This is a genomic window from Frondihabitans sp. VKM Ac-2883, assembly GCF_015350875.1.
GTDB lineage: Bacteria > Actinomycetota > Actinomycetes > Actinomycetales > Microbacteriaceae > Frondihabitans.
In genome coordinates this window covers 19,642-41,450 of the sequence record NZ_JADKSF010000011.1, presented here as the reverse complement: position 1 = coordinate 41,450, position 21,809 = coordinate 19,642, and the positions used below count along the sequence as shown (strand labels likewise).

Sequence of the window (21,809 nt, the reverse complement as noted above, 5' to 3'; positions counted from 1 at the left end):
GGTACGTCCCTAGGGAACTAGGCGACTGTTACCGTCACTTCGTCCCACCCCTCGGCACCGTTCGGAGCGGGAGGAAGATACTTGGCCTTCTGCACGCGCCCGTCTTTCGATGTTGCTCTCACCTGGATCCGGTGGCTGCCTGCTTTTGCTTGCCAGCGATAGACCCACTGTCGCCAGGTGTCATCCGACACAGAGTCAGCCAGCTCAGCCGTCTGCCACGCATCGCTGTCGATTCGGACCTCGACCCGCTCCACTCCGGTGTGGGGCTCCCAGGCGACCCCCGCGATCGGAACGGCGCCGACCGAGACCGAGGCACCGCCGGAAGGCGTGTCAATGCGTGACTCGAGTTTGACCGGGCCTTTTTCGTCCCAGCCTCGGGTCGACCAGTACGCCTTCTCGTCTGCAAAGCGGGTGACCCGGAGTGAAGTGACCCACTTCGTGGCGGAGACATAGCCGAAGAGTCCGGGAACGACCATGCGCACGGGAAAGCCGTGCTCGACCGGGAGCGGCTCACCGTTCATGCCGATGGCGAGAAGTGCCTGTGTCTGTGGATCTTGGAGCACCGAGAGGGGGGTGCCGGCGGTGAAGCCGTCGATGCTGGTCGACAGCACCATGTCGGCGGACTCCTGCACTCCGGCCCGCTTGAGCAGCTCGCGGATCGGGTAACCGAGCCACAGCGCATTGCCGATGAGGTCACCCCCGACGTCGTTCGAGACACAACTCAGAGTGGCCATGTGCTCGACGAGCGGAAGATCGAGCAGTTGCTGCCACGTGAGTGTTACCGGAGCATCGACCAAACCGGAGATCTCGAGCGACCACTTCGCCGGATCGATCTGGGGCACCGATAAAGCAGTGTCGATTCGATAGAAGTCGGCGTTCGGCGTCACGTAGCTCGTGATGCCGGCCACGTCGAGGGATGCCCCCGAGGGGACCGCCGACGCGGGGGTCGCCGGTCGAGGGAGCCGGACCGAGTCGCGGAGCGCGGCCGCGTTCACGGCTGTCGCATTGATGAGACGAGCCCCGCTTCCGACGACGACGGAGGCTGCCGCAGCGACGAAGGACACGAGCAAAAACGAACGTCGTTCGAGCGGGGTCGAGCGAAGAGGCGGCCTGAGCTCCGCGTTCTCACTGCCTCCCGACTGGGATCGACTCGCTGCGTCCCAGCGGAACAGCTTTCCGATGAGCGCGCGCAAGACCAGGATGGCCACCACGGTGCCCACCGCCGCGGGCACGACGTCGAAGTCGCTGGCGTCAGCGCGCGTCCGGACCGCGAAGATGGCGAGAACTCCGCCAAGAGCAAAGACGAGCCGCCCGAAAGGAAAACGAGCACGCTCGAGGATTCCCGCCGCTGCGGTGATGACCACCAGCAGCACCCCCATGAGAACGAACAGCGCTGCCTTGTCGCCCGTGCCGAACAGATCGACCATCACGTTCTTCGCTGCGGGCGGTGCGAGATCGATGACGGCGCCCCCGACTGCGATGAGTGGGCTGGAGCGAGCTCCGACCACGACGGCCACGGCCTCGGCCGAGCCCAGGAAGGCGGCGAGCGCCACGACACCGGACGCGGCGGCCCAACACCGTGAGGAGCGAAGCCCGGCTCGGGTAGAAAGCGGGGTCGCCGGTGGGGCGGCGAGGCGTGAGGTCATAAGAGTGAGAGTAAGCCTGACTGCAGAAAAGCCGCTGGAGTTGTCCACAGCCGAGCTCCCGCGAGATCTTGCTCTTTCAGCAAGGAGCCTTGGTCGGCGGAGTCGTGGCAGGCAAGACTTCCTCCATGTCTCTTGATCACGAAGCGTCCGATTCGACCGACCACCGGCACGGCATGACGATCCCGGAGGAGTGGACGGGGCCGTTCGACAAGCGCTTCTGGGATGACCGCTACTCCGAACACACGAGGGTGTGGAGCGGAAAGCCGAATCCGCACCTGGTTCGCGTTGTCGAGGCGTTGGATCCTGGTGTCGCGCTCGACATCGGGAGCGGTGAGGGAGCCGACGCGATCTGGCTCGCGCGCCACTCCTGGCGGGTAACGGCGACCGACATCTCGAGTGTGGCTCTCGATCGCTCCGCGGCGGTGATCGCAGCGGACGGCGAGGTCGCTGCGCGAATCGAATGGAAGCAGGCCGATGTGCTCGAGTGGGCGCCTCCCGAGCGCATTTTCGATCTCGTGTCGTCGCAGTACTCGCACTTTCCGTTGGCCGATCTCGTGCCCTTCGTGAAGCGCCTGGCGGCGTCGGTCGCCCCCGGGGGTACGTTGCTCGTGGTGGCACACGAAGCGCACGGCCACTCCGCAATGGGCCCGGATTACTTCGTGGCGGCCGCGAAACTGGCCGAGCTTCTCGAGCCGACCGACTGGACCATCGTGGAGGCCGGTCTGCAACAGCACCCGTCCCGTGAAGGAAGCGATGAAGTGCTCGTAGCCCGACGCCTCGTCTGACTTCTCCACAGATTCGCTCGGGGCTCCGACGGTGTCGGCGGCCCCTGCGAGACTTGTCGCATGCTCGCTGTTGCCCCACTCGTCGACGCCACCGACGTCATCCGCCTCGTCGGTCGGCCCGCGTTCGAGCGCGCCAAGAGCTACGTTCGCGAGCACCGCGTCGAGACGACCGCGTGGAACGCCGACGATCATCTGCTGACGGGCTCCGTTCGAGGCGGCGATCCGGCGCCCTACGAGGCCGCCGTCACGCTGACACCCCTTCGCGGCGACTACGGCCGACCCGGCGCCAGTAGTTGCTCGTGCCCCGTGGGTGGGGCATGCAAGCACGTCGCGGCCCTCGTGCTCGCGACGAATGCCGCGAAAGTCCTCGAGTCCTCGCAGCTGACCACTACGTCTGTTGCGCTCCCCACCGAGGCCGCACCCGTCTGGCGAACGGCTCTCGGTGCCCTGACCCGGGGTACGTCTCCGCTCAGCGCACCGGCGACCCCGATGGGCCTCCAGTTCGAATTGCGCGAGAGATCGCGCAGTCACTCGGCGCGCTGGGGCGCCCCGACCTCCAGGGCGGCTTCGGCGCGGAGCGCCCTTTCAGCGGGCACCTCCCTCCGTCTCGGTATGCGGCCCGTCACGAAGAGCGCGGCTGGCAACTGGACGCGAAGCAATCTGACATGGACGACCCTTCCCTATTCACTGAACCGCCTTGGGGTCAGTGCGGAGCAGCACCGATGGTTCGGGCAGTTCCAGTCGCTTCACCGTTCCGCGCGCGACGCCTACGTACCCGGCGAGGCCGACTGGCTCTACCTCGACGATTTCGCGAGCCCGCTTCTCTGGCCGCTCCTCGCCGAGGGGGCCCGGCTCGGCATCGACCTCGTCACTGGCAAGCGCGAGACCGACGTCAGGGTGGCGGGGTCGGGTCGGGTCACGCTTGATGTCGCCGAATCGATTCCGGTGGGCGAGGCCGGTGTGGCGGCCGGCACTCTCCACGTCGAGCCCGCCGTCGTCATCGACGACCTCACCGTGCCGTCGAGAGAGCTCGGTCTCATCGCCGATCATGGCGTTTACAGGGCCTCGTTCAGCCCGGCGCCCCACTTCGTGCTCGCTCCAACCGGGCATCTCACCGAAGAGGTGCGGTCGCTCCTCAGAGCGCAGGGCGCGATCGACGTGCCTCCCGAGGGGCGCGACGAGTTCCTCACCGACTTCTACCCGCGACTGTCGCGCGCGATTCCGGTGGTCAGCTCTAACGCATCGGTGCGGCTGCCCGAGATCGAGCCACCGATGCTGACGCTGACGATCAGCTTCGCCGAGGGCGACCGACTCGAACTCCACTGGGCGTGGATCGCAGCAGGGCTGACCGAACCGCTTGCCGCCCATTCCTTGCCCGAGACTCTCGAAGACGACCTCGGTGGCGCCCCGACTGCACTCGTCTTGCACGGTCTAGATGCGGCCGAGTTCGTCTCGACTGTGCTTCCGGTACTCGAATCCCGCGACGATCTCCGAATCGTCCAGCTCGGTGAGAAGCCCGACTATCGCGAGCTCACTGCGACGCCGAAACTGGCCGTGACGACTGTGGAGACCGACCGCCGAGACTGGTTCGATCTCGGGGTCATGGTCACGGTCGAGGGGCGCACGATTCCTTTCGCCCCACTCTTCACCGCTCTGTCGAAGGGCCGCAACAAGCTCCTCCTCGTCGACAAGACCTACCTCTCCCTGAAGCAGCCCGTCTTCGACGAGCTGAAGCGCCTCATCGCCGAGGCGGAGGCCCTCGACGAGTGGGAGACAGGCGAGCTCACAATAAGTCGGTACCAGGCCAGCCTCTGGTCGGAGTTCGAGGAGCTCGCCGACGAGACCTACCAGGCCGAATCATGGCGCGAGACGACCGACGGCCTGAATCGAATCGCAGCGGGCGAACAGATCGCCGACATCGTCGTTCCGTCAGCGGTCCAAGCCGAACTCCGTCCCTACCAGGTCGAGGGGTTCCGCTGGCTCGCGTTCCTCCTCGAGCACGGGCTCGGCGGCGTGCTGGCCGACGACATGGGGCTCGGTAAGACGCTTCAGACCCTCGCGCTCATCGCCCATGCCAAAGCGCGTTCCGCCGAGGCGGGTGCGACGCATCCTTCTCGCCCCTTTCTTGTCGTCGCCCCCACCTCGGTGGTGTCGAACTGGGTCGCTGAGGCGAGTCGCTTCACTCCCTTTCTTCGCGTCACCGGCATCACGTCGACCGTGGCCAAGAGCCGACAGAGGTTCGACGACATCGCTCGCGACAACGACGTCGTCATCACCTCGTACGCTCTGCTCCGACTCGACCTCGCCCGCTACCAAGAGGTCGAGTGGAGCGGCCTGGTGCTCGACGAGGCGCAGATGATCAAGAATCACCGGTCGAAAGCGCACAAAGCGGCCGTCGACCTCAAGGCCCCGTTCAAACTCGCCATCACCGGCACGCCGCTCGAGAACGACCTCATGGATCTCTGGGCGCTCTTCCACGTGGTCTCGCCAGGCCTGTTGACGACAGGCCTGCGCTTCACCGAGGAGTATCTCAAGCCCATCGAGTTGAACGAGCGGCCCGATCTGCTGGCACGACTCCGGCGACGAATTCGGCCGCTCATGCTTCGACGCACGAAAGAGCTCGTGGCCTCCGAGCTGCCCGCGAAGCAAGAGCAGATACTCCGAGTCGATCTGGCTCCGGCGCACCGCAAGCTCTACGACCTCGTCCTGCAGCGCGAGCGGATGAAGCTGCTCGATCTCGTCGACGACCTCGATCGCAACAGGTTCATCGTGTTCCGGTCTCTGACGTTGCTGCGAATGCTTGCCCTCGACGCGTCGTTGATCGACGGCGACAAATACAGCGGTATTCCGTCGTCCAAGCTCGATGTTCTTCTCGATGAGCTCGTCGATGTCGTGGCGGGCGGTCATCGTGCTTTGATTTTCAGCCAGTTCACCTCGTACCTCTCGCTCGTCGCAGACCAACTCGATCGCGCCGGAATCGCCCATGCCTACCTCGACGGCGGCACCCGCAAACGCGGTGAAGTCATCGACGAGTTCAAGTCGGGCTCGGCCCCGGTGTTCCTGATCAGCCTGAAGGCGGGCGGCTTCGGTTTGAACCTGACCGAAGCGGATTACGTGTTTCTGCTCGATCCCTGGTGGAACCCCGCCTCCGAAGCCCAGGCGATCGACCGCACGCACCGCATCGGCCAGACGTCGAACGTCATGGTCTACCGGATGATCGCCAACGACACCATCGAGGAGAAGGTCATGGCCCTAAAAGAAACGAAGGCGAAGCTGTTCGACGCCATGATGAGCGACGACGAGGCGGCATTCGGTGGCGCGCTCACCGTCGACGACATCCGCGGTCTGCTGGAGGCCTGATGTCGACGCCCTCTGCCGACACCGCGACGGTCACGACCCCCACCTCGCTTGATGCCGAGGCCCTTGAACTCCTCCGAGCCCTCACCGGTCGAGCCGACGCCGTCTTCCACGACGGCCAGCTCGAGGCCATCCGAGCGCTCGTCGCCGACCGACGACGAGCACTCGTCGTGCAACGCACCGGCTGGGGCAAATCGGCGGTGTACTTCATTGCGACCCTCCTGCTTCGGCGACGAGGATCCGGCCCGACCCTCCTCGTCAGCCCTCTCTTGGCGCTCATGCGCGATCAGGTGGCCGCCGCCGCTCGTGCCGGGGTTCGAGCGGCCGCCGTGAACTCGGCCAACGCCCACGAGTGGGGCGACGTGCAGCAGAAGATCGCCGCGGGCGAGATCGACGTGCTCCTCGTCTCCCCCGAGCGTCTAAACAACCCGCGATTCCGCGACGAGCAGATGCCCGAACTGCTGCGAACACTCGGCATGCTCGTTGTCGACGAAGCCCACTGCATCTCCGATTGGGGCCACGACTTCCGTCCCGACTACCGTCGGCTCGCCGAGCTAATTCGCACTCTGCCGCACGAGGTTCCGGTGCTAGCCACGACCGCGACGGCCAACGCGCGCGTCGTCGCCGACGTCGAGGAGCAGCTCGCCGCTGGCGCCGAGGTCGTGACGATCAGGGGCTCTCTCGCTCGCGCCTCCCTGCGGCTCGGTGTCTTGACGCTTCCGTCGAGCCGCGACCGGCTCGGGTGGCTCGTCGACCACCTCGGCGAGCTGCCCGGCTCGGGCATCATCTACACGCTGACGATCTCGGCCGCCGACGACACCGCCCGCTGGCTCCGCGATGCCGGGTACGACGTCCGCTCGTATTCCGGGCGGACCGACCCGGAAGAGCGCGAACAGCTCGAGCAGCGGCTCAAAAGCAACGACCTGAAAGCTCTCGTCGCAACGAGCGCTCTCGGCATGGGCTTCGACAAGCCCGATCTCGGTTTCGTCCTTCATCTGGGGGCGCCGTCGTCGCCAGTGGCCTACTACCAGCAGATCGGGCGAGCGGGTCGAGCCACCGATAATGCCGACGTGCTTCTCCTGCCTGGGCGGGAAGACACTGAGATCTGGCAGTACTTCGCCACCGCGTCGATGCCGTCGGAGGCGCGGGCCTCCGCGGTCCTCGCCGAGCTCTCCGACAAGCCGCTCTCGACTCCGGCCCTCGAGGCTCGAGTCGACATCAAGCGAACGCCCCTTGAATTGATGCTCAAAGTGCTCGACGTCGACGGGGCGGTCAGCAAAGTGCAGGGTGGCTGGATCTCGACGGGCGTGGCGTGGAGCTACGACCGAGATCGCTATGAACGCATCGCCGCAGCTCGGCTGGCCGAGCAGGAGTCGATGCTCCGATACCAGGAGGGAGCCGTGTGCCGCATGCAGCTCCTTCAAGCCGATCTCGACGATCCCGCAGCGACCCCGTGCGGGCGGTGCGATGTCTGTGCCGGCGTCTGGTTTCCGACCGACGTCGCCGCCTCGGCCTCCGATCAAGCCACGGGAGCCCTCGATCGTGTCGGAGTGGAGATCGAGCCGCGAGCGCAGTGGCCGACGGGTGCCGACCGAGCCGGGGTGAGTCTCCGCGGCAAGATCTCCCCGGCCGAGCGCGTCGAGCCCGGGCGAGCGCTGGCCCGACTGACCGACCTCGGCTGGGGTACCACCCTCCGGGAGGTCTTCTCCCCCGGCCGACCCGACGCTCCCCTCACGAAGGGTCTGCTCGACGGGTGCATCCGGGTTCTGGCCGAATGGCCGTGGGCGGAACGACCGACAGGAATCGTGGCGATGCCGTCGTCGACACACCCGCTTCTCGTGGCTTCACTGGCTGAGGCCCTTTCGTCGGTGGGCCGCATTCCGCTGCTCGGGTCACTGAGCTCGACGAGGCAGGAGCCGGGGTCGGGAGCCGGTGCAGGGGCGGACGGCCCTGGCGATGTCACCCACCAGGTGCCACGCGCCCCCGGCGAGCGCGGCGGAAACAGCGTCTATCGCCTCGCCGACGTCTGGAGGGCGTTCGAGGTCGGGCCGTCTCTCGCCACCGCCCTGGCCGAGCAGGACGGGCCGGTGCTCCTCGTCGACGATCTCATCGACAGCAGATGGAGCATGACGGTCGCCGGTCGCGTGCTTCGCGCGGCGGGCGCCGACTCCGTGCTCCCGTTCGCGCTCGCCATCGTCGGGTAACCCCCGCGCAGGGCCCGAGTGCCTCAGCAGACGTGGCACGGTCACAGAGACGCGCCCCGGCACGTCTCCCTGTCCGCTGCGCGTCGGTAAGGCCCCGGCGGCGCGCAGAACGCCAGCGTGTGACGCGGGCCGAACCGGACGATGGCTGAAGTGTGCACGCCCTGCAATCTCTGGGTCTGACATGGCGAATGTCGGTGGCGGGCAGCAGTATGGCGTGAACCGAAAGACCCGAGCACCAGCCGATTCCGGAGGTTTTCATGTCGTCGACAACGCAGGCACCCGCGGGCCGCGCGGCCCCGAACAGCGAGCAACCGACCGAGCTCAAGAGGGCGATCGGGCCGAAGCTCCTCCTCCTCTTCATCGTCGGCGACATCCTCGGCACCGGGGTCTACGCACTCACGGGGCAGGTCGCGGCCGAAGTCGGCGGTGCCGCCTGGCTGCCGTTCCTCATCGCATTCGGCGTGGCCCTGGTCACCGCCTTCTCCTACCTCGAACTCGTCACGAAATATCCTCAGACCGCCGGTGCCGCGCTCTATGTGCACAAGGCATTCGGCGTCCACTTCGTCACGTTCATCGTCACCTTCATCGTGATGTGCTCGGGTATCACCTCCGCCTCCACGGCAGCGCGCGCGTTCGCCGCGAACCTCGCCGTGGGCATCGACGTCGAGCTCGGCAACGGCACGATCATGCTCATCGCGATGGGCTTCATGCTGCTCGTCATGCTCATCAACTTCCGTGGCGTCTCCGAGAGCGTCAAGGCGAACGTCGTACTGACCCTCGTCGAGCTGTCGGGGCTCGTGATGGTGATACTGATCGGCCTGTACGCCATCACGGGCGGTAACGCCGACTTCTCGCGCGTCGTGCTGTTCGAGACGCCGGGCGACAAGACCATCCTCCTCAGCATCTCGGCCGCGACGAGCCTGGCCTTCTTCGCCATGGTCGGCTTCGAAGACTCGGTCAACATGGCCGAAGAGACGAAAGATCCCAGCCGGATCTTCCCCAGGGTCATGCTCACGGGGCTGGGCATCACCGCGGTCATCTACGTGCTCGTCGCCCTCTGTGCCGTGGCCGTCGTGCCGATCGGCGAACTGGCCGACAACGAGACTCCGCTGGTGACCGTGGTCGAGACGGCCGCACCCGGGTTCCCCATCGGATTCTTGCTGCCGTTCATCTCGATGTTCGCGGTCGCGAACTCCGCTCTCATCAACATGATGATGGCCAGCCGTCTGCTGTACGGCATGGCCAAGCAGAACGTCTTACCGGGCTTTCTGTCGAAGGTGCACGCGAAGAACAAGACGCCCTGGGCGTCGATCCTGTTCACCACGGGCCTCAGCCTGCTGCTGATCGGTTACGTGTCGCTGTCGCCCGAGTCACCGATCGTCGCCGTGCTGGGCGGCACCACGTCGCTGCTGCTTCTGACGGTCTTCGCCGTGGTCAACTTCGTCGTGCTCAAGCTCCGTCGCGACACCGTGCGGCAGAAGCACTTCCACGCCGGATCCGTGCTCCCCGTGATCGGGATCATCGCGTGCCTCTGGCTCGTCCTGCCCTGGTCGTCGGGCCGCGGCAGCGAGCAATACAGCATCGCTGGAGCACTGCTGGTGATCGGAGTAGTGCTGTGGGCGGTCACCTTCGTCGTGCGGCGCCGCCGAGGTTCACTCGAGGGCGATCCGACCGAGACGGCCGCCGCTCAAGACGAGACGTCGAAGGCAACCTGAAGCGGATCTAGCCGACGGGAGCGGCTCCAGCGGCCGGTGACCCCTCCCGAGTGAGGCGAATCGACGAACGGAAGTACAGCACGGCGATCACCGCGGACACGAGCAGGTCGACGATGAGCACGGGCAATCCGCCGGGGCCGTCGATTGTCGAGTAGTCGGATGCGCCGATCGTCCGACCGTAGATCTCGATCCAGACGGAGGCGATGATGTTGAGGGCCAAGACGCTGCCCAAGACGAAGCCGGCGGTGGGCCGACCAGTCATCCGCCAGAGCGGTCGCGGGCTGACGATGTCTTCCTCTGGCACCCGGAAGACCCTGATGGCGATGACCACGACGAGGGGCGTCACGGCAACACCGATCCAGGCGGCGGCTACCGCGAGCGAGGGCACCTCGCCTAAGAGGGTCGTGCCGATCCCGAGCACGACGAGAGCAGCGAAAAGGAAGAGGAATTTGTAGCCGTTACGCACGATTCGCATGCCAGGAGTTTAGGGGCGTGCCTGGGAGGGGCCGGGAGCGACTACGGTCTATACAGTGAGTGATGAAAATGCCCCGATCGAGGCCGAAGCGACCGAGACGACCGAGAACCCCCTGACGTTCGCGGATCTGGGGTTGAGCGATGCCGTCCTGAAGGCGGTGCGCGACATCGGGTACGAGACGCCTTCCGCTATTCAGGCCGCGACGATCCCGACGCTCCTGTCCGGCCGCGATGTCGTCGGTCTCGCTCAGACCGGTACCGGAAAGACTGCCGCTTTCGCGTTGCCGATCCTCTCGCGCCTCGATGTCAGTGCGAAGAAGCCCCAGGCTCTCGTCCTCTCCCCCACCCGTGAGCTCGCGCTCCAGGTCTGCGAGGCCTTTGAGCAGTTCGCCTCGGGCATGCGCGGCGTCCACGTTCTTCCGGTCTACGGCGGGCAGGCCTATGGCGTGCAGCTGTCGGCTCTCCGCCGTGGCGTCCACGTCGTTGTCGGCACCCCCGGCCGCATCATGGACCACCTCGCCAAGGGCACCCTCGACCTCTCCGAGCTGAAGTACCTCGTGCTCGACGAGGCCGACGAGATGCTCAAGATGGGCTTCGCGGAAGACGTCGAGACGATTCTTGCCGACACTCCCGACGACAAACAGGTCGCGCTGTTCTCCGCGACGATGCCGTCGCAGATCCGTCGCATCTCGAAGCAGTACCTGAACGACGCCGAAGAGATCACGGTCAAGCAAAAGACCACGACCTCGGCCAACACGACCCAGCGCTACCTGATGGTCTCGTACCCGCAGAAGGTCGATGCCCTGACCCGGATCCTCGAGGTCGAGAACTTCGAGGGCATGATCATCTTCGTCCGCACGAAGAGCGAGACCGAGACGCTTGCTGAAAAGCTGCGCGCACGCGGTTACTCGGCGGCGGCGATCTCGGGTGATGTCGCCCAGGCTCAGCGTGAGCGCACGGTCAACCAGTTGAAGTCGGGCAAGCTCGACATCCTCGTGGCGACCGACGTTGCCGCCCGAGGTCTCGACGTCGACCGCATCAGCCACGTCGTCAACTACGACATCCCGATCGACACCGAGTCGTACGTGCACCGCATCGGCCGCACGGGTCGAGCCGGACGCTCGGGTGCCGCGATCAGCTTCGTCACGCCCCGTGAGCGCCGCCTCCTCGGCGCCATCGAGAAGGCGACCCGCCAGCCTCTGACGCAGATGCAGCTTCCGAGCGTCGAAGACGTCAACGTGACGCGCCTCACCCGCTTCGACGATGCGATCACCGCGGCGCTCGAGCAGGAGCCGCGCATCTCGGCGTTCCGCGACATCATCGCGCACTACGTCGAGCACCACGATGTACCCGAAGCCGATGTGGCTGCGGCTCTTGCAGTCGTCGCCCAGGGCGAGACCCCGCTCCTACTCGATCCGGCGGCTGAGCGTGCCGCTCGTCGCGACGAGCGACCCGAGCGCTCTGACCGCCCCGATCGTAGCGACCGCCCCGAGCGTGACAGCGCAGACCGCGGCGAGCGCCGCCCCCGCACCACGAAGCCGATGGCTCCGTACCGCATCGAGGTGGGTCGTCGTCAGCGCGTCGAGCCGCGACAGATCGTCGGAGCCCTCGCCAACGAGGGTGGCCTGAGCCGCGACGACTTCGGTGCGATCGCGATCCGACCCGACTTCTCGATCGTTGAGCTGCCGGCCGACATGTCGCCCAGCGTCTTGGAGCGCCTGACTGACACCCGCATCAGCGGCAAGCTCATCGAAATCCGGCCCGACCGCCGCAGTGGCGGCGCTCGCACCGAGCGGACGGATCGCCCCGAGCGCTCCGACCGCCCGCGTCGCGAGTACGGCGACGAGCGCCCGGCCCGCAAGCCTCGCTACTAAGCCCTTCGGCTGGGCTCGACACCGCCTTTCGGCAGGGACCCCGTCTTTCGACGGCGTTCTGGCCGGAAGGCGGTGTCTTCGTTGCGGGTCGAACGAAGGATCCGACGGCTCACCCGGGTAGCCGGCCCCGGCTTCGAGGCCTACTGAGCGTCTTGCCGCGACTGGTTCTCGCGCGGACCGCCGCGCAGAATGCGCCGGACCCTCGGCACGGCCAGCCCGAGAATGTCGCCGATATCGCGACGCGTGACGCCTTCGTCGTCGAGCGCGCGTGCGGCTCGGCCGAGGGCCTCCCACTCGTCGTCGAGCGCCTCGTCGGAGGTGCGCCGGAGCTCTTCGGCCCGGTCGAGCTGCTCGGCGACGTCGCCGGGATACACGACCGTCAGCTCGAGCTCAATTTTCTCCGGGTCGGCGTCTTCGAAGTCGGCGATGAAGGCGCGGGCCACTGATTCGGCTTCGCCGAGCCAGCGGGCTTCGGCGACACCACCGATCGGGGCGATCTCGAGGAGCCAGGCGGAGCCGTCGCGGCTCACGGTCACGTCGTACGTCAAAGAAGGCATGCACCGAGTCTGACAGGCTCCGGGCCGGTCGGCTGACGTTCTCCGCAGGGGTGGCTCGTGCCGTCGCCGGGCGACCCGACGCGGATCGGCCAAGGTCGCGCGCCGCGGCGCTGTGACCTTGGCCGATCCACGTCACCTTGCAGTGAGTGCCTGCCTAGGAGGACGCACCACAGGACTCCGCCGGGGCGGTCGCTGACCCGGACGGCGCGGTGGGCTCGGCAGTCGGTGCGGTACCCGCCTTCGGAGCCGCCGGCGTCTTGCCGTCCTTCGCTGCGGCGGGAGGTGTCGGTGCCGCGCCTTCCTTCGGTGCGGAAGGCTTCTCCCCCTTCTTCGGGAGTGCCGGAGCCTTTCGATCGGCCGGAGCCGCAGGCGCAGCAGGCGCCTTTCCGTTAGACGACTCCGTGGGCGCCTTTCCGTCAGCGGGCGCCGTTGGCGCGGCCGGAGCCTTGCCATCAGCCGAAGCAGTCGGCACCTTCCCGTCCGCCGGGGCCGCGGGCGCTTTTCCCTTCGCGGGACCCGCCGGAAGCGCTCCCGCCGCAGGGCCCTTCCCCGCAGCCGGCCCTGCAGCCGGCCCCGATGCGGAGCCGGAGCCCGTGCCGGACCCAGAACCCGTCCCTGTCCCTGTCCCCGTGCCGGCACCCGGCGCACACGCCTGCGGCGTCGAGCTCGAGCCACCGCCGGTGCCGGACGTGGCGCCGTCGGTCGGTTCGGCTGTGCTGGTGCCGGCTCCCGCGGATCCTGAGCCGTTCGATCCGGTGCTGCCCGCAGCCGAGCTGGTGGATCCGGTGTTGCCGTTGCCCGAGGCCGCGACCGCGGCGCCCACCCCGGCCCCGCCGAGGCAGAGCGCAACGATGGCGGCACCGATCACAATGCGCTTGGTGCGCTTCTGCCCGGTGCCGAAGGCGCTGCCGTTGCCGGCGCCGGTGCCGGAGTTGCTGCCGGAGCCGCTGCCGTGGCCGGGCGCGCCGTACGAGGCGACGACGGTCTCGCGAGCCGGTACGTTCCATTCGTTGGTGGGCCGGCCCATCTCGGGCATCTCTCGCGTCTGGGCGTAGTCGTCCGAGCCGCCCGGGGTGCCGACGACCGGCCTCGCGAACTCCTCGGTCGGCTGGTTGTCGACGGTGCCGTCGGCGCGCCCGGCACCCGTGCCGCCGTCACGGCCGCCATCGGCGCGACCGGCGTCATCGCGGCCGGCGCCGTCGTCGGCCCGGTTCATGCCGAACGGGTCGAAGGGGGTGTTGTCGTCGTTGTTGTTTTTCTTGCTCATGGGTTGCTCCGTTCATCTGGGCTGCTGCCCGGTTGCTGGTGAACTCAGAGTCGAAGTCGAATCTGAAGCATCACTTAAGGACAGCCTCTGGGCAGGAGTTTCATAGGTCCGTGCACGCGAAAAGTCGTAGCGTTCCCTCATGCCCAACCCCGCCCGGATCCTGATCGTCGACGACGACGAGACCATTCGCACCTCCGTCGCGACCGCCCTCTCGGCCGAGGGATTCAGCTGCCGAACCGCCCCCGACGGCCGTTCGATCGCCGCCGAGCTGTCCACGTTCCTGCCCGATCTGGTGATCCTCGACTGGATGATGCCGGGGCCGAACGGCATCCAGCTCGCCGCTGCCGTGCGGACCTCGACCGACGCCGCCGTGGTCATGCTGACCGCTCGCGACGAGGTCGACGACCGTCTGCGCGGTTTCTCCGAGGGCATCGACGACTACCTGGTGAAGCCGTTCTCGATGGCCGAGCTCGTCGCGCGGGTCACTGCCGTGCTCCGCCGCCGCGGTCGTGTTCCGTCTGTCATCGAGATCGGCGATCTGCTCGTTGATCAGGAGGCGGCTTCGGCCCGTCGCGGCGACGTCGTCCTCGATCTCACCGCGACCGAGTTCCGCCTCCTCGAGTTCCTCGCGTCGAGCCGGGGGCGCACTCTCTCGAAGGGTCAGATCCTCACGCAGGTGTGGGGCTACGACGACTACGACCCCAATCTCGTCGAGGTCCACCTTTCGTCTCTCCGTCGAAAGATGGAGTCGCACGGCCCCCGCCTCATCCATACCGTTCGAGGCATGGGCTACCGGGTCGCGGTCGCCGAGGCCGTGCGATGAACCGAAGGATCCGCCCCACCCGAACCATGCCCGGCCTCCGAACGGGCTCTCTTCGCCTGCGCGCCGTTGTCGCCGTGCTGCTCCTCCTCGTGGTGCTGCTCGGTGCCCTCGCGATCACCGTCGAGGCCATCCTCGGTCAGCGGCTCCGCAGTCAGATCGAGGATCGGCTTCGCGATCGTGCCTCCGCCGCGACCGCTCTCGTCGGCACGGTCAGCTCGGATGAGCTCGCAGAACGCCTCTCGGCCCAGGGGCTATCGGTACTGATCAGAGACAAGAACGGCGATTCGATCGTCGCCGGGCCCTCCCCGGAGCAGCTGCGGGCGGGGCCGAAGGCGAATGGCGGGCTGGTCGGGCCGGCCGGGAATGCGCCGGGTGGAGCGGCGGGTGCCGGATCCTCGTCCGGGTCGTCGTCGACCGGGTCCGCTACCGGATCGACCGGCACGTCGAGTGCTCCGGCCGACGCCGCCGATGTGACGATCAGCTCGTCGCGCATCACCGACGATGACCAGATCATCACTCTCGTGTCGAAGCTCAGTGACGGGTCGACGATCACGCTGACGGCCGATGCGAGTTCGGTCGGGCAGACCCTGGCGCAGCTGCGCTGGGTGATGCTCGGGGCGTCGGGGGCGTTCCTGGTCGTCGCGGCCGTCGGCCTCGTGCTCGTGGTGCGGGCATCGCTCCGACCGCTCGACCGGATGACCGGCGTCGCGCGCTCCATCGCCGGGGGTGACCGCGGTCGGCGATTGCGACCGGGCAATCCACGCACCGAGATCGGCCGGGTGGCACTCGCCTTCGACGAGATGCTCGACGCGGTCGAGGGCGCGGAACGGAAGGCGCTCGAGGCCGAGGCGCGGGTTCGGTCGTTCGTGTCGGATGCCGCCCACGAGTTGCGCACACCGGTCGCCGGCATGCGTGCCGCCGCCGACACCCTCGTGCGGGCGCCGGTGAGCGCCGAGGAACGAGAACGGCTGGCCTCGCACGTGGCCCGCGAGGCGGGGCGCGCGTCGCGCCTCATCGACGACATGCTGATGATGGCTCGCGTCGATCGCGGCCTCGAGCTCGAACTCGCCCCGGTCGACCTCGGTGCGCTCGTGCTGGCCGAGGTCGAGCGGCATCGCCTCCGTAGGCCCGGGCTCGACCTGCAGGTGTCGCTGCCCGATCGCGTCGTGGACAACCAGCCCGTGCTCGTCGACGCCGACGTTGATCGTCTGGCCCAGGTGATCGGCAACCTCGTCGACAACGCGTCGCGCGCCACGTCCGGGCGGGGGCGGGTCCACCTTTTGGTTGATGCGCCGGGCGGCTCCCTCGCGTCGGTCACCGTCGCCGACAATGGCCCGGGAGTGCCCGAGGCCGACCGCGAGCGCATCTTCGACCGCCTCGTGCGGCTCGACGCGGGCCGCGATCACGCGAGCGGCGGTGCCGGGCTCGGCCTGCCGATCGCGCGGGGCATCGCCCGCGCGCACGGGGGCGAGCTCGTGTGTGCGGCGCCTGCGTCCGGTGTGGGGGCCGAGTTCGTGGTGACGCTGCCGGTGCTTTCGCCTAGCTCTGCTTCTTCGATTGAGCGTCGCGTCATGGCAATCGGCCAGAGCTGAGGCGATGCGTTGGCGACGGCCTCACTACGGCGATTCGAGCTCGTTGAAAGAGCCGAACCCTATACATCGGAGTCGGTGTCGTTCCGGGGGTGCTCCTTGCGGCTTTCAGCCCGGATCGATATGACGAAGTTAGTCACAACCAGGACGAGATTGAGGACGATGGCCCACCTTACGGAGTAGTCGCCGAAAGAACGATCCGACGATGACGACGAGTATGCAGAGTTGAGTTACGAGCATCACGCGTTGCCAGAGGGTCGACCGACTCCACCATTTGGGCACGGCCCCAGTATGCGCAGGGGGCTGGGGTTGGGCCGGGCTGTCGGCCAAGGTTTAGGCTCCCGCCATGAAGCGGAACGGTTGGAGCGTGTTGTTGGTGCTGCAATTTGTTGCCGGCCTCCTGCTCTTCGCGAGTGGCCTGTTCGAGCTGATGTCATCGGACGACAGGTGGTGGTGGAACCTGCTGCTTCTCCTGGTTGGGCTCGGCGCGATGGCCCTTGCGGTGCGTAGGGCTCACGGGGCAGGCCGCCCGACGCTGTAGTGCTCTGTGCTGACGGACGAGAATGAGCAAGCGCTCGGTAACTCGACTGAGCCGCTCGTCCGCAACACGAAGACGATCTGGGCGGTCGCGGCGCGCCTCTGATATCACGGCGGCGCAGTTTTAGGCCCGGCTCCAAAACCCCCGCCAACATGCCCAAACCCAACCGAAAGCAAAGCACCGAGATGTTGGCCGTAGGCCCGTACCAGGCGGTAGCGAAGATGTTCAGCTACGCGATGAAGCACCGCTTAAAAACGTACAACCCATGCGTCGCCGTCGACAAACCGCGACCAGACACCCAGGAGGCGCACTTCCTCTCCCCTGCTGAGGTCGAGCGCCTGGCGCGGTACCTAGACGCCGAGCCGCCCTACGGGTTGACTGCGCAACTCCCGGCGCGCACTGGCCTCCGAGCGGGCGAGCTCGCGGCGTTGCGCGTTCGAGATGTGGACCTGCTGCACAACGAGATCCGGGTGCACCTGAACATGACGCACACCTCGACCGGCTACGTCACGGACACTCCCAAGACGGCGAACTCGAAGCGGGAAGTGCCGATCCTGGTGGACTCGCTTCTGGCCGAACTGACGGCGTACCTGGAGTCCCACCCGCACCGCGCCAACCCCGACGCAGGGCTGTGGCCGGGGAAGGTGAAAGGCCACCCGGTCCTGACGTTCGAACGCCCATTCGACCCCAAGGGCTTCTATCGGTACACGTTCAAGCCCGCCGCCAGGGCGATCGGCATTCCCGCATTGAAGCTCCACGAGCTCCGGCACACCTTCGCGACGCTGGTGCTGGAGTCGGGCGCGTTCGACATGTTCGAGCTCTCCCGACTCATGGGCCACGCCAGCGTTCAGATCACCGACAAGATCTACGCCCATCTGCGCAAGAAGGACTACTCCACACAGCGAGCGCGCTTCTCTGCGTTCTTGGCCGGCTCCGACGCGAGCCCCGCGGAACGGCCCGCGACATCTGTCGGCTGACGATTGCGAACGATTGTTGGTAGACCGCGTCAGCCGACGTTGACGTAGACACGCACTATTCTTCCATCGTGTTTCTCTGCATAGACCGGATAGCCGCCATCGCCCCAGGCTGTCTGAAAAACAACACCAGCTCCTTCATGACCCATCTTGTAAACAAGCTGTCCATGACCACCACCACTAACCGTTGCGTTACACGCCCCGTTGTATGAGTAGCTGAAGACAGCATCATCGGCGGGCTTCACTCCGCCCCTCAGCGTGAACGGTTCCTGCTGCCACTCCTGGTCTATGTAGCATGGATCAGTCACCATGAGTTGACCGCTGTCGACACCGACTTCTCCGATGTAAACAACTTCGACGCTTTTGGGTGTGTCGCCTGAGAGAACTTCCAACTCCTGCTCGGTGTGCGACTCGGCCTCGTCTGTCGGCGCTTCCTCGTCTTCGTATCCATCCTCCAGCGCGAGCATCGCGCGGAAACCTTGCGTTCGAAACAGGTCTTGCTCTAGCTCTGCTTTCGCGATCTCCAAAGCCCGAAGAGCGAGCTTGTCGAACTCTTTGTCCTCCTGGAAGCGATTGATCTCAGCGTCTCTAATTTGGATGCGCTCAGCCAGGCTTTTCTCGAAGACCTCCGGACTGCGCTTCTCCAGCTCCTCTGCTTTGTCTCGCCAATAATCTCGGCTCTTCTCCACATTTTCGATAGTCGCTTCCTTCACAGCTGTGGCAGCGTGAAGGTTGTCGACATAGAGCTTCCAGATGACTGCACCGCTTATCAGAGCACCCGCATTCAAAAGCAGTTGCACTACCGGCACCCACTCGTGCACCCAATCCGGCATGCCGACTCTCCCTCGTTAAGCAGTCAAATCCATCTTGGCCGATGCGTCCGACATTGCTCTCACGCTTTGGAGGGGTTTTGGAGTGGATTTCATTCCAGACATGCAAGAAGCCCCAGCGAGAAAGTGCTTCTCACCAGGGCTTTTTTGGTCGGGCTGACAGGATTTGAACCTGCGACCCCTTGACCCCCAGTCAAGTGCGCTACCAAGCTGCGCCACAGCCCGAGATGACTCCGTCTGAACCGTGAGGAACAGCCGATGTAATCCGGTGTTGCCCCGACCGAGGCAACCGGACAAGCATACCCGACCGAGCGGCCTCCCACGAACCACCCGCGAGACCCGAGACCCGCCCCGACCGTATTTACGTCATCCGATCGCGTTTATTCGCGGTCGGGTGACGCTTTTACGGTCGAGACGCGAGCCGGCCCAGCCCAGCCCACCCCGGCCCGGCCCAGCTCAGCCGCCACAGCACCCGACCGGCAATTGACCCCAGAGTCAATCCGGAAAAAAGAAACACCGACCTCCGAGAGACAAGCGCGGCGTCCCCAGCCAGCAGCACTCACCGCACCACCCCGCACCAGCGCTAGCCTGGAACCCCCCAGACCGAAAGCCGCCCCGTGCAGAAGAAGCTCGTCGTCCTTGTCGCCGCCACCGTCGGATCCTTGGCTCTCGGCCTCACCGGCTGCTCCACCAGCTACCCCGACATCGCCGGCGTCTGGAAGGCCTCCGACGGCTCGCCCAACAAAACGATCAGCGACGACGGCAACTGCACGAACATGCTCTACACCGGCGGCACGATGAAAGAGATCGCGAAGCCGGGCATGTGCCAGATCACGGGTACGGCCGACCGCGGCGGTTACACGCTGAAGGTCTCGCAGACGGGAACGGTCGAGACGTACACCGCCACCTTCCGCAATCACGACGACACAATCGAGTTATCGCAAGCCGGGAGCACCATCGTGACGCTCACGCGCGCCCCCAGCGTCGACTAGGTCGGCGTCCTCCCACCTCAGGTCGATCCGCGCCCCCGCGACGCTCCCCCGCGGCCGAGCCCGGGGCCCGCAGCCGCTCACTCGTGGTGCGCGCAGTGGTCCCCCATCGGCTCCATCGGCAGGTCGAGCATCGGGTTGCCGTCGAAGAAACCGACCGGCTTGAGGTGGAATCCGGCCCGGGCCACGGGCATGACCGGCCAGTCCTCGGGGCGCACGACGTGGTGCACGCCGACCGTGTACCAGCACACGAGATCGGCGTCGACGAGCGGCCGATCGCCCTCGATGAACCGCGACACTCCCTGGTCGACGGGCTGCTGCGCAATGTACTCGCCCGCCGCATAGCGCTGCCGCGGCTCGAACGCCGTGACCCAGAGCTGCTTCGTCGCGAAGGCCCCTCGCTCCCGCTGCTGCGACCCCGGCAGGGCGAAGAACGGCGCCGCGGCTCCCGGCTCGATGAGGTAGCCGGGGCGGCCGCCGATGCCGTTGACGGTGTCGGCCGAGGTGACGATCCACGTTCGCGCGGTCTGCGGCGACGCCTCCCGTGCGGCGCTTGACTCTGAAGTCAAGTGCGTCCGCTCGACCTGCCACGCACTCCCCCACGGGTTCGACGGACCGGCCGGCACCCCCGCCGAGTTCAGCTCCGAGATGTTGTTCCGCTGCCCGTCGACCTGCATGTCGAGGCGCACCGAGAAGAAGTGCTGGTGGTGCGGCCCGTAGAGCTGCGGCGCCACGAGCGACCCGAACCCCGGCTCGTCGCCGGGTGCTACGGCTCCGGGCAGCAGGGCTCCGGTCGAGATGATGCCGGTGAGCTTCACTTCGAGCTCGATCGACCCATCGAGGTGGATGTTCCAGTAGAAACCGTAGTCGTAGTTGCCGACGGTGACGAAGAACGAGATGACGAGTCGGCGGTTGCGGCGCACCTCGCCTCGGCCATCGCGGTATTCGGTGTGCTTCCAGCCGATGCCGGCGTCTTCCTCGTGAATGCAGATGCCGTTCGGGATCACCAGCGGCGACCCGTCCTGATCGTTGACCACGGCGTCGAGGTACAGGATCTCGCCGACGCAGTCGCAGCCGAGCTCCAGCGAGTTGGCGAGTACGCCGAGCCCGTACTCGCCCTCGTCGAAAACGTTCTTGTTCCAGTGCGTCGCGGCTGGGTCGGCGTAGGGCACGTACATCTCCGACACCGATCCGCGGTAGAGGATCGGCCGCAGCTTGCCGTGGTCGAGGTACCGCACGTCTTGCAGCACGACGCCCTCGCGCGGCGTGTAGCCGACCTGGAGCCGCCAGGGGCCCCAGCTGAGGCTGTGTCCGTCGAGCTCGACGCTGGATCCCTCGGGCTGACTGATCTCGATGGGCTTCATCGGCGCTCGAGCCGCGTCGTGCGGCGGGTACTGGCCGTCGCGCGACCAGAGCGCCTCCTCGAAGTTGCCGTTCGTCGGCGGCAGCGGCACGACTCCGTGGTCGGTGACCTCGAGCACCTCCCAGGCGTCCATGTCGATCGTGACGATCAGTCCCTCGACGGGGTGGGCGTAGCCGTTGTCGTACTGGCCGCGCCGCACGAACGTCAGCAGTCGCGCGAGTCTGCGGGTGGGCGCATCGTTCTCGCCGGTGTAGCCCGACGACCACTTGTCGATCATGGCGCTGTCGAAGTCCTCGACGCCACGGAGCCTCATGGCCTCCTGCCAGCGCACGTCGGCCCGGACGAGCTCTTCCGACTTGTCGAACTCCTCGACGGTGATGGGCGGCTGCACGCCTTCGATGTGCTCGTACGAGACCACGCGATCCTCGGTCAGCGACACGATCGCCTCGTAGGTGGCGTGCTCGGCGGTCTCGCGGATCACCGCGAACCCCTGCCGATCCCAGGCGTCACCCGGCTGCCAGTCGACGACGACCGACTTCGGCGGATCGAACGTCTCGATGAACACGAATCGTGCGGAGTTCAGGAGTCCCTGATCGCGCTTCAGGATCCGAGACACCCCCGAGATCTCGTCGGCGGACAGGGGCTCGAGGGGATGCGTAGGCAACGGTGCTCCTTCGGCGGCGCGGCGGGTGGTGGCCCCGACCGTACTCGGAGCGGCGACTGCGGATGGGTGCCGGTTCGGCGGCCCCGCCTGCCGTTCTGTCAACGGGGCTGTGCCGGATCCTCGTCCCGCCCCTTCCCCTCGCACATTTGCGAGCGATCCG

At 66.7% G+C, this 21,809-nt stretch carries 16 protein-coding genes and 1 tRNA gene; 10 read left to right on the top strand and 7 right to left on the bottom strand.

Translation table 11 applies throughout. From position 1 onward, the window contains the following. Nucleotides 1–17: 17 nt before the first annotated feature. Nucleotides 18–1,646, bottom strand: a complete 1,629-nt coding sequence (locus ITJ49_RS16380) for a molybdopterin-dependent oxidoreductase (protein WP_194606627.1) — start codon at nt 1,644–1,646, stop codon at nt 18–20. 125 nt (nt 1,647–1,771) lie between these two features. Here ITJ49_RS16380 and ITJ49_RS16375 point away from each other — a divergent pair, with 125 nt between their 5' ends. The 4 genes from ITJ49_RS16375 to ITJ49_RS16360 all read left to right on the top strand — a co-directional run bounded on the left by ITJ49_RS16375 (nt 1,772) and on the right by ITJ49_RS16360 (nt 9,707). Beyond that, nucleotides 1,772–2,431: a bifunctional 2-polyprenyl-6-hydroxyphenol methylase/3-demethylubiquinol 3-O-methyltransferase UbiG gene (locus tag ITJ49_RS16375; RefSeq protein ID WP_194606626.1), complete on the top strand. Its 660-nt coding sequence runs from the start codon at nt 1,772–1,774 to the stop codon at nt 2,429–2,431. 60 nt (nt 2,432–2,491) lie between these two features. After that, a complete protein-coding gene (locus ITJ49_RS16370) occupies nt 2,492–5,791 on the top strand; it encodes a DEAD/DEAH box helicase (RefSeq protein ID WP_194606625.1) in 3,300 nt (1,099 codons plus the stop codon). Beyond that, nucleotides 5,791–7,992, top strand: a complete 2,202-nt coding sequence (locus ITJ49_RS16365) for an ATP-dependent DNA helicase RecQ (RefSeq protein ID WP_194606624.1) — start codon at nt 5,791–5,793, stop codon at nt 7,990–7,992. Before ITJ49_RS16370 ends, ITJ49_RS16365 begins: the two co-directional genes overlap by 1 nt. A 257-nt stretch (nt 7,993–8,249) precedes the next feature. After that, the gene (locus tag ITJ49_RS16360; protein WP_194606623.1) at nt 8,250–9,707 is read left to right on the top strand and encodes an APC family permease; all 1,458 of its coding nucleotides are present in this window, start codon (nt 8,250–8,252) and stop codon (nt 9,705–9,707) included. Between the two features lie 7 nt (nt 9,708–9,714). Here the strand turns inward: ITJ49_RS16360 and ITJ49_RS16355 are convergent, their stop codons facing one another. Beyond that, nucleotides 9,715–10,182: a hypothetical protein gene (locus tag ITJ49_RS16355; RefSeq protein ID WP_194606622.1), complete on the bottom strand. Its 468-nt coding sequence runs from the start codon at nt 10,180–10,182 to the stop codon at nt 9,715–9,717. 55 nt (nt 10,183–10,237) lie between these two features. On the opposite strand from ITJ49_RS16355, the gene ITJ49_RS16350 reads away from it, so the two are divergent. After that, complete coding sequence (locus tag ITJ49_RS16350) at nt 10,238–12,055, top strand: DEAD/DEAH box helicase (RefSeq protein WP_370544582.1); 1,818 nt, start codon at nt 10,238–10,240, stop codon at nt 12,053–12,055. 140 nt (nt 12,056–12,195) lie between these two features. Here ITJ49_RS16350 and ITJ49_RS16345 read toward each other — a convergent pair whose 3' ends face one another. Beyond that, nucleotides 12,196–12,612 (bottom strand): hypothetical protein, encoded by a 417-nt coding sequence (locus tag ITJ49_RS16345; RefSeq protein WP_123943549.1) that lies wholly within the window; start codon nt 12,610–12,612, stop codon nt 12,196–12,198. A 154-nt stretch (nt 12,613–12,766) separates the two neighbouring features. Next, nucleotides 12,767–13,879, bottom strand: a complete 1,113-nt coding sequence (locus ITJ49_RS16340; RefSeq protein ID WP_194606621.1) for a hypothetical protein — start codon at nt 13,877–13,879, stop codon at nt 12,767–12,769. A 139-nt stretch (nt 13,880–14,018) separates the two neighbouring features. On the opposite strand from ITJ49_RS16340, the gene ITJ49_RS16335 reads away from it, so the two are divergent. From ITJ49_RS16335 to ITJ49_RS16320, 4 genes are all read left to right on the top strand, one after another. After that, entirely contained in the window at nt 14,019–14,702 is a 684-nt protein-coding gene (locus ITJ49_RS16335) for a response regulator transcription factor (RefSeq protein WP_123943545.1), read from the top strand. Nucleotides 14,703–14,728: 26 nt separating this feature from the next. Next, nucleotides 14,729–16,294, top strand: coding sequence for a cell wall metabolism sensor histidine kinase WalK (locus tag ITJ49_RS16330; protein WP_228514639.1), 1,566 nt, complete (start codon nt 14,729–14,731; stop codon nt 16,292–16,294). Nucleotides 16,295–16,637: 343 nt separating this feature from the next. After that, complete coding sequence (locus ITJ49_RS16325) at nt 16,638–16,832, top strand: hypothetical protein (protein WP_194606619.1); 195 nt, start codon at nt 16,638–16,640, stop codon at nt 16,830–16,832. Nucleotides 16,833–16,981: 149 nt separating this feature from the next. Then, complete coding sequence (locus ITJ49_RS16320; RefSeq protein ID WP_194606618.1) at nt 16,982–17,806, top strand: site-specific integrase; 825 nt, start codon at nt 16,982–16,984, stop codon at nt 17,804–17,806. A gap of 29 nt (nt 17,807–17,835) precedes the next feature. Here ITJ49_RS16320 and ITJ49_RS16315 read toward each other — a convergent pair whose 3' ends face one another. Beyond that, complete coding sequence (locus ITJ49_RS16315) at nt 17,836–18,636, bottom strand: DUF4241 domain-containing protein (RefSeq protein ID WP_228514638.1); 801 nt, start codon at nt 18,634–18,636, stop codon at nt 17,836–17,838. A gap of 145 nt (nt 18,637–18,781) precedes the next feature. After that, a tRNA-Pro gene (locus tag ITJ49_RS16310) sits at nt 18,782–18,858 on the bottom strand. Nucleotides 18,859–19,250: 392 nt separating this feature from the next. On the opposite strand from ITJ49_RS16310, the gene ITJ49_RS16305 reads away from it, so the two are divergent. Beyond that, entirely contained in the window at nt 19,251–19,625 is a 375-nt protein-coding gene (locus ITJ49_RS16305; protein WP_123943520.1) for a hypothetical protein, read from the top strand. Nucleotides 19,626–19,702: 77 nt separating this feature from the next. On the opposite strand, the gene ITJ49_RS16300 is transcribed toward ITJ49_RS16305, so the two are convergent. Beyond that, a complete protein-coding gene (locus tag ITJ49_RS16300) occupies nt 19,703–21,793 on the bottom strand; it encodes a primary-amine oxidase (protein WP_370544581.1) in 2,091 nt (696 codons plus the stop codon). Between the last annotated feature and the right edge of the window lie 16 nt (nt 21,794–21,809).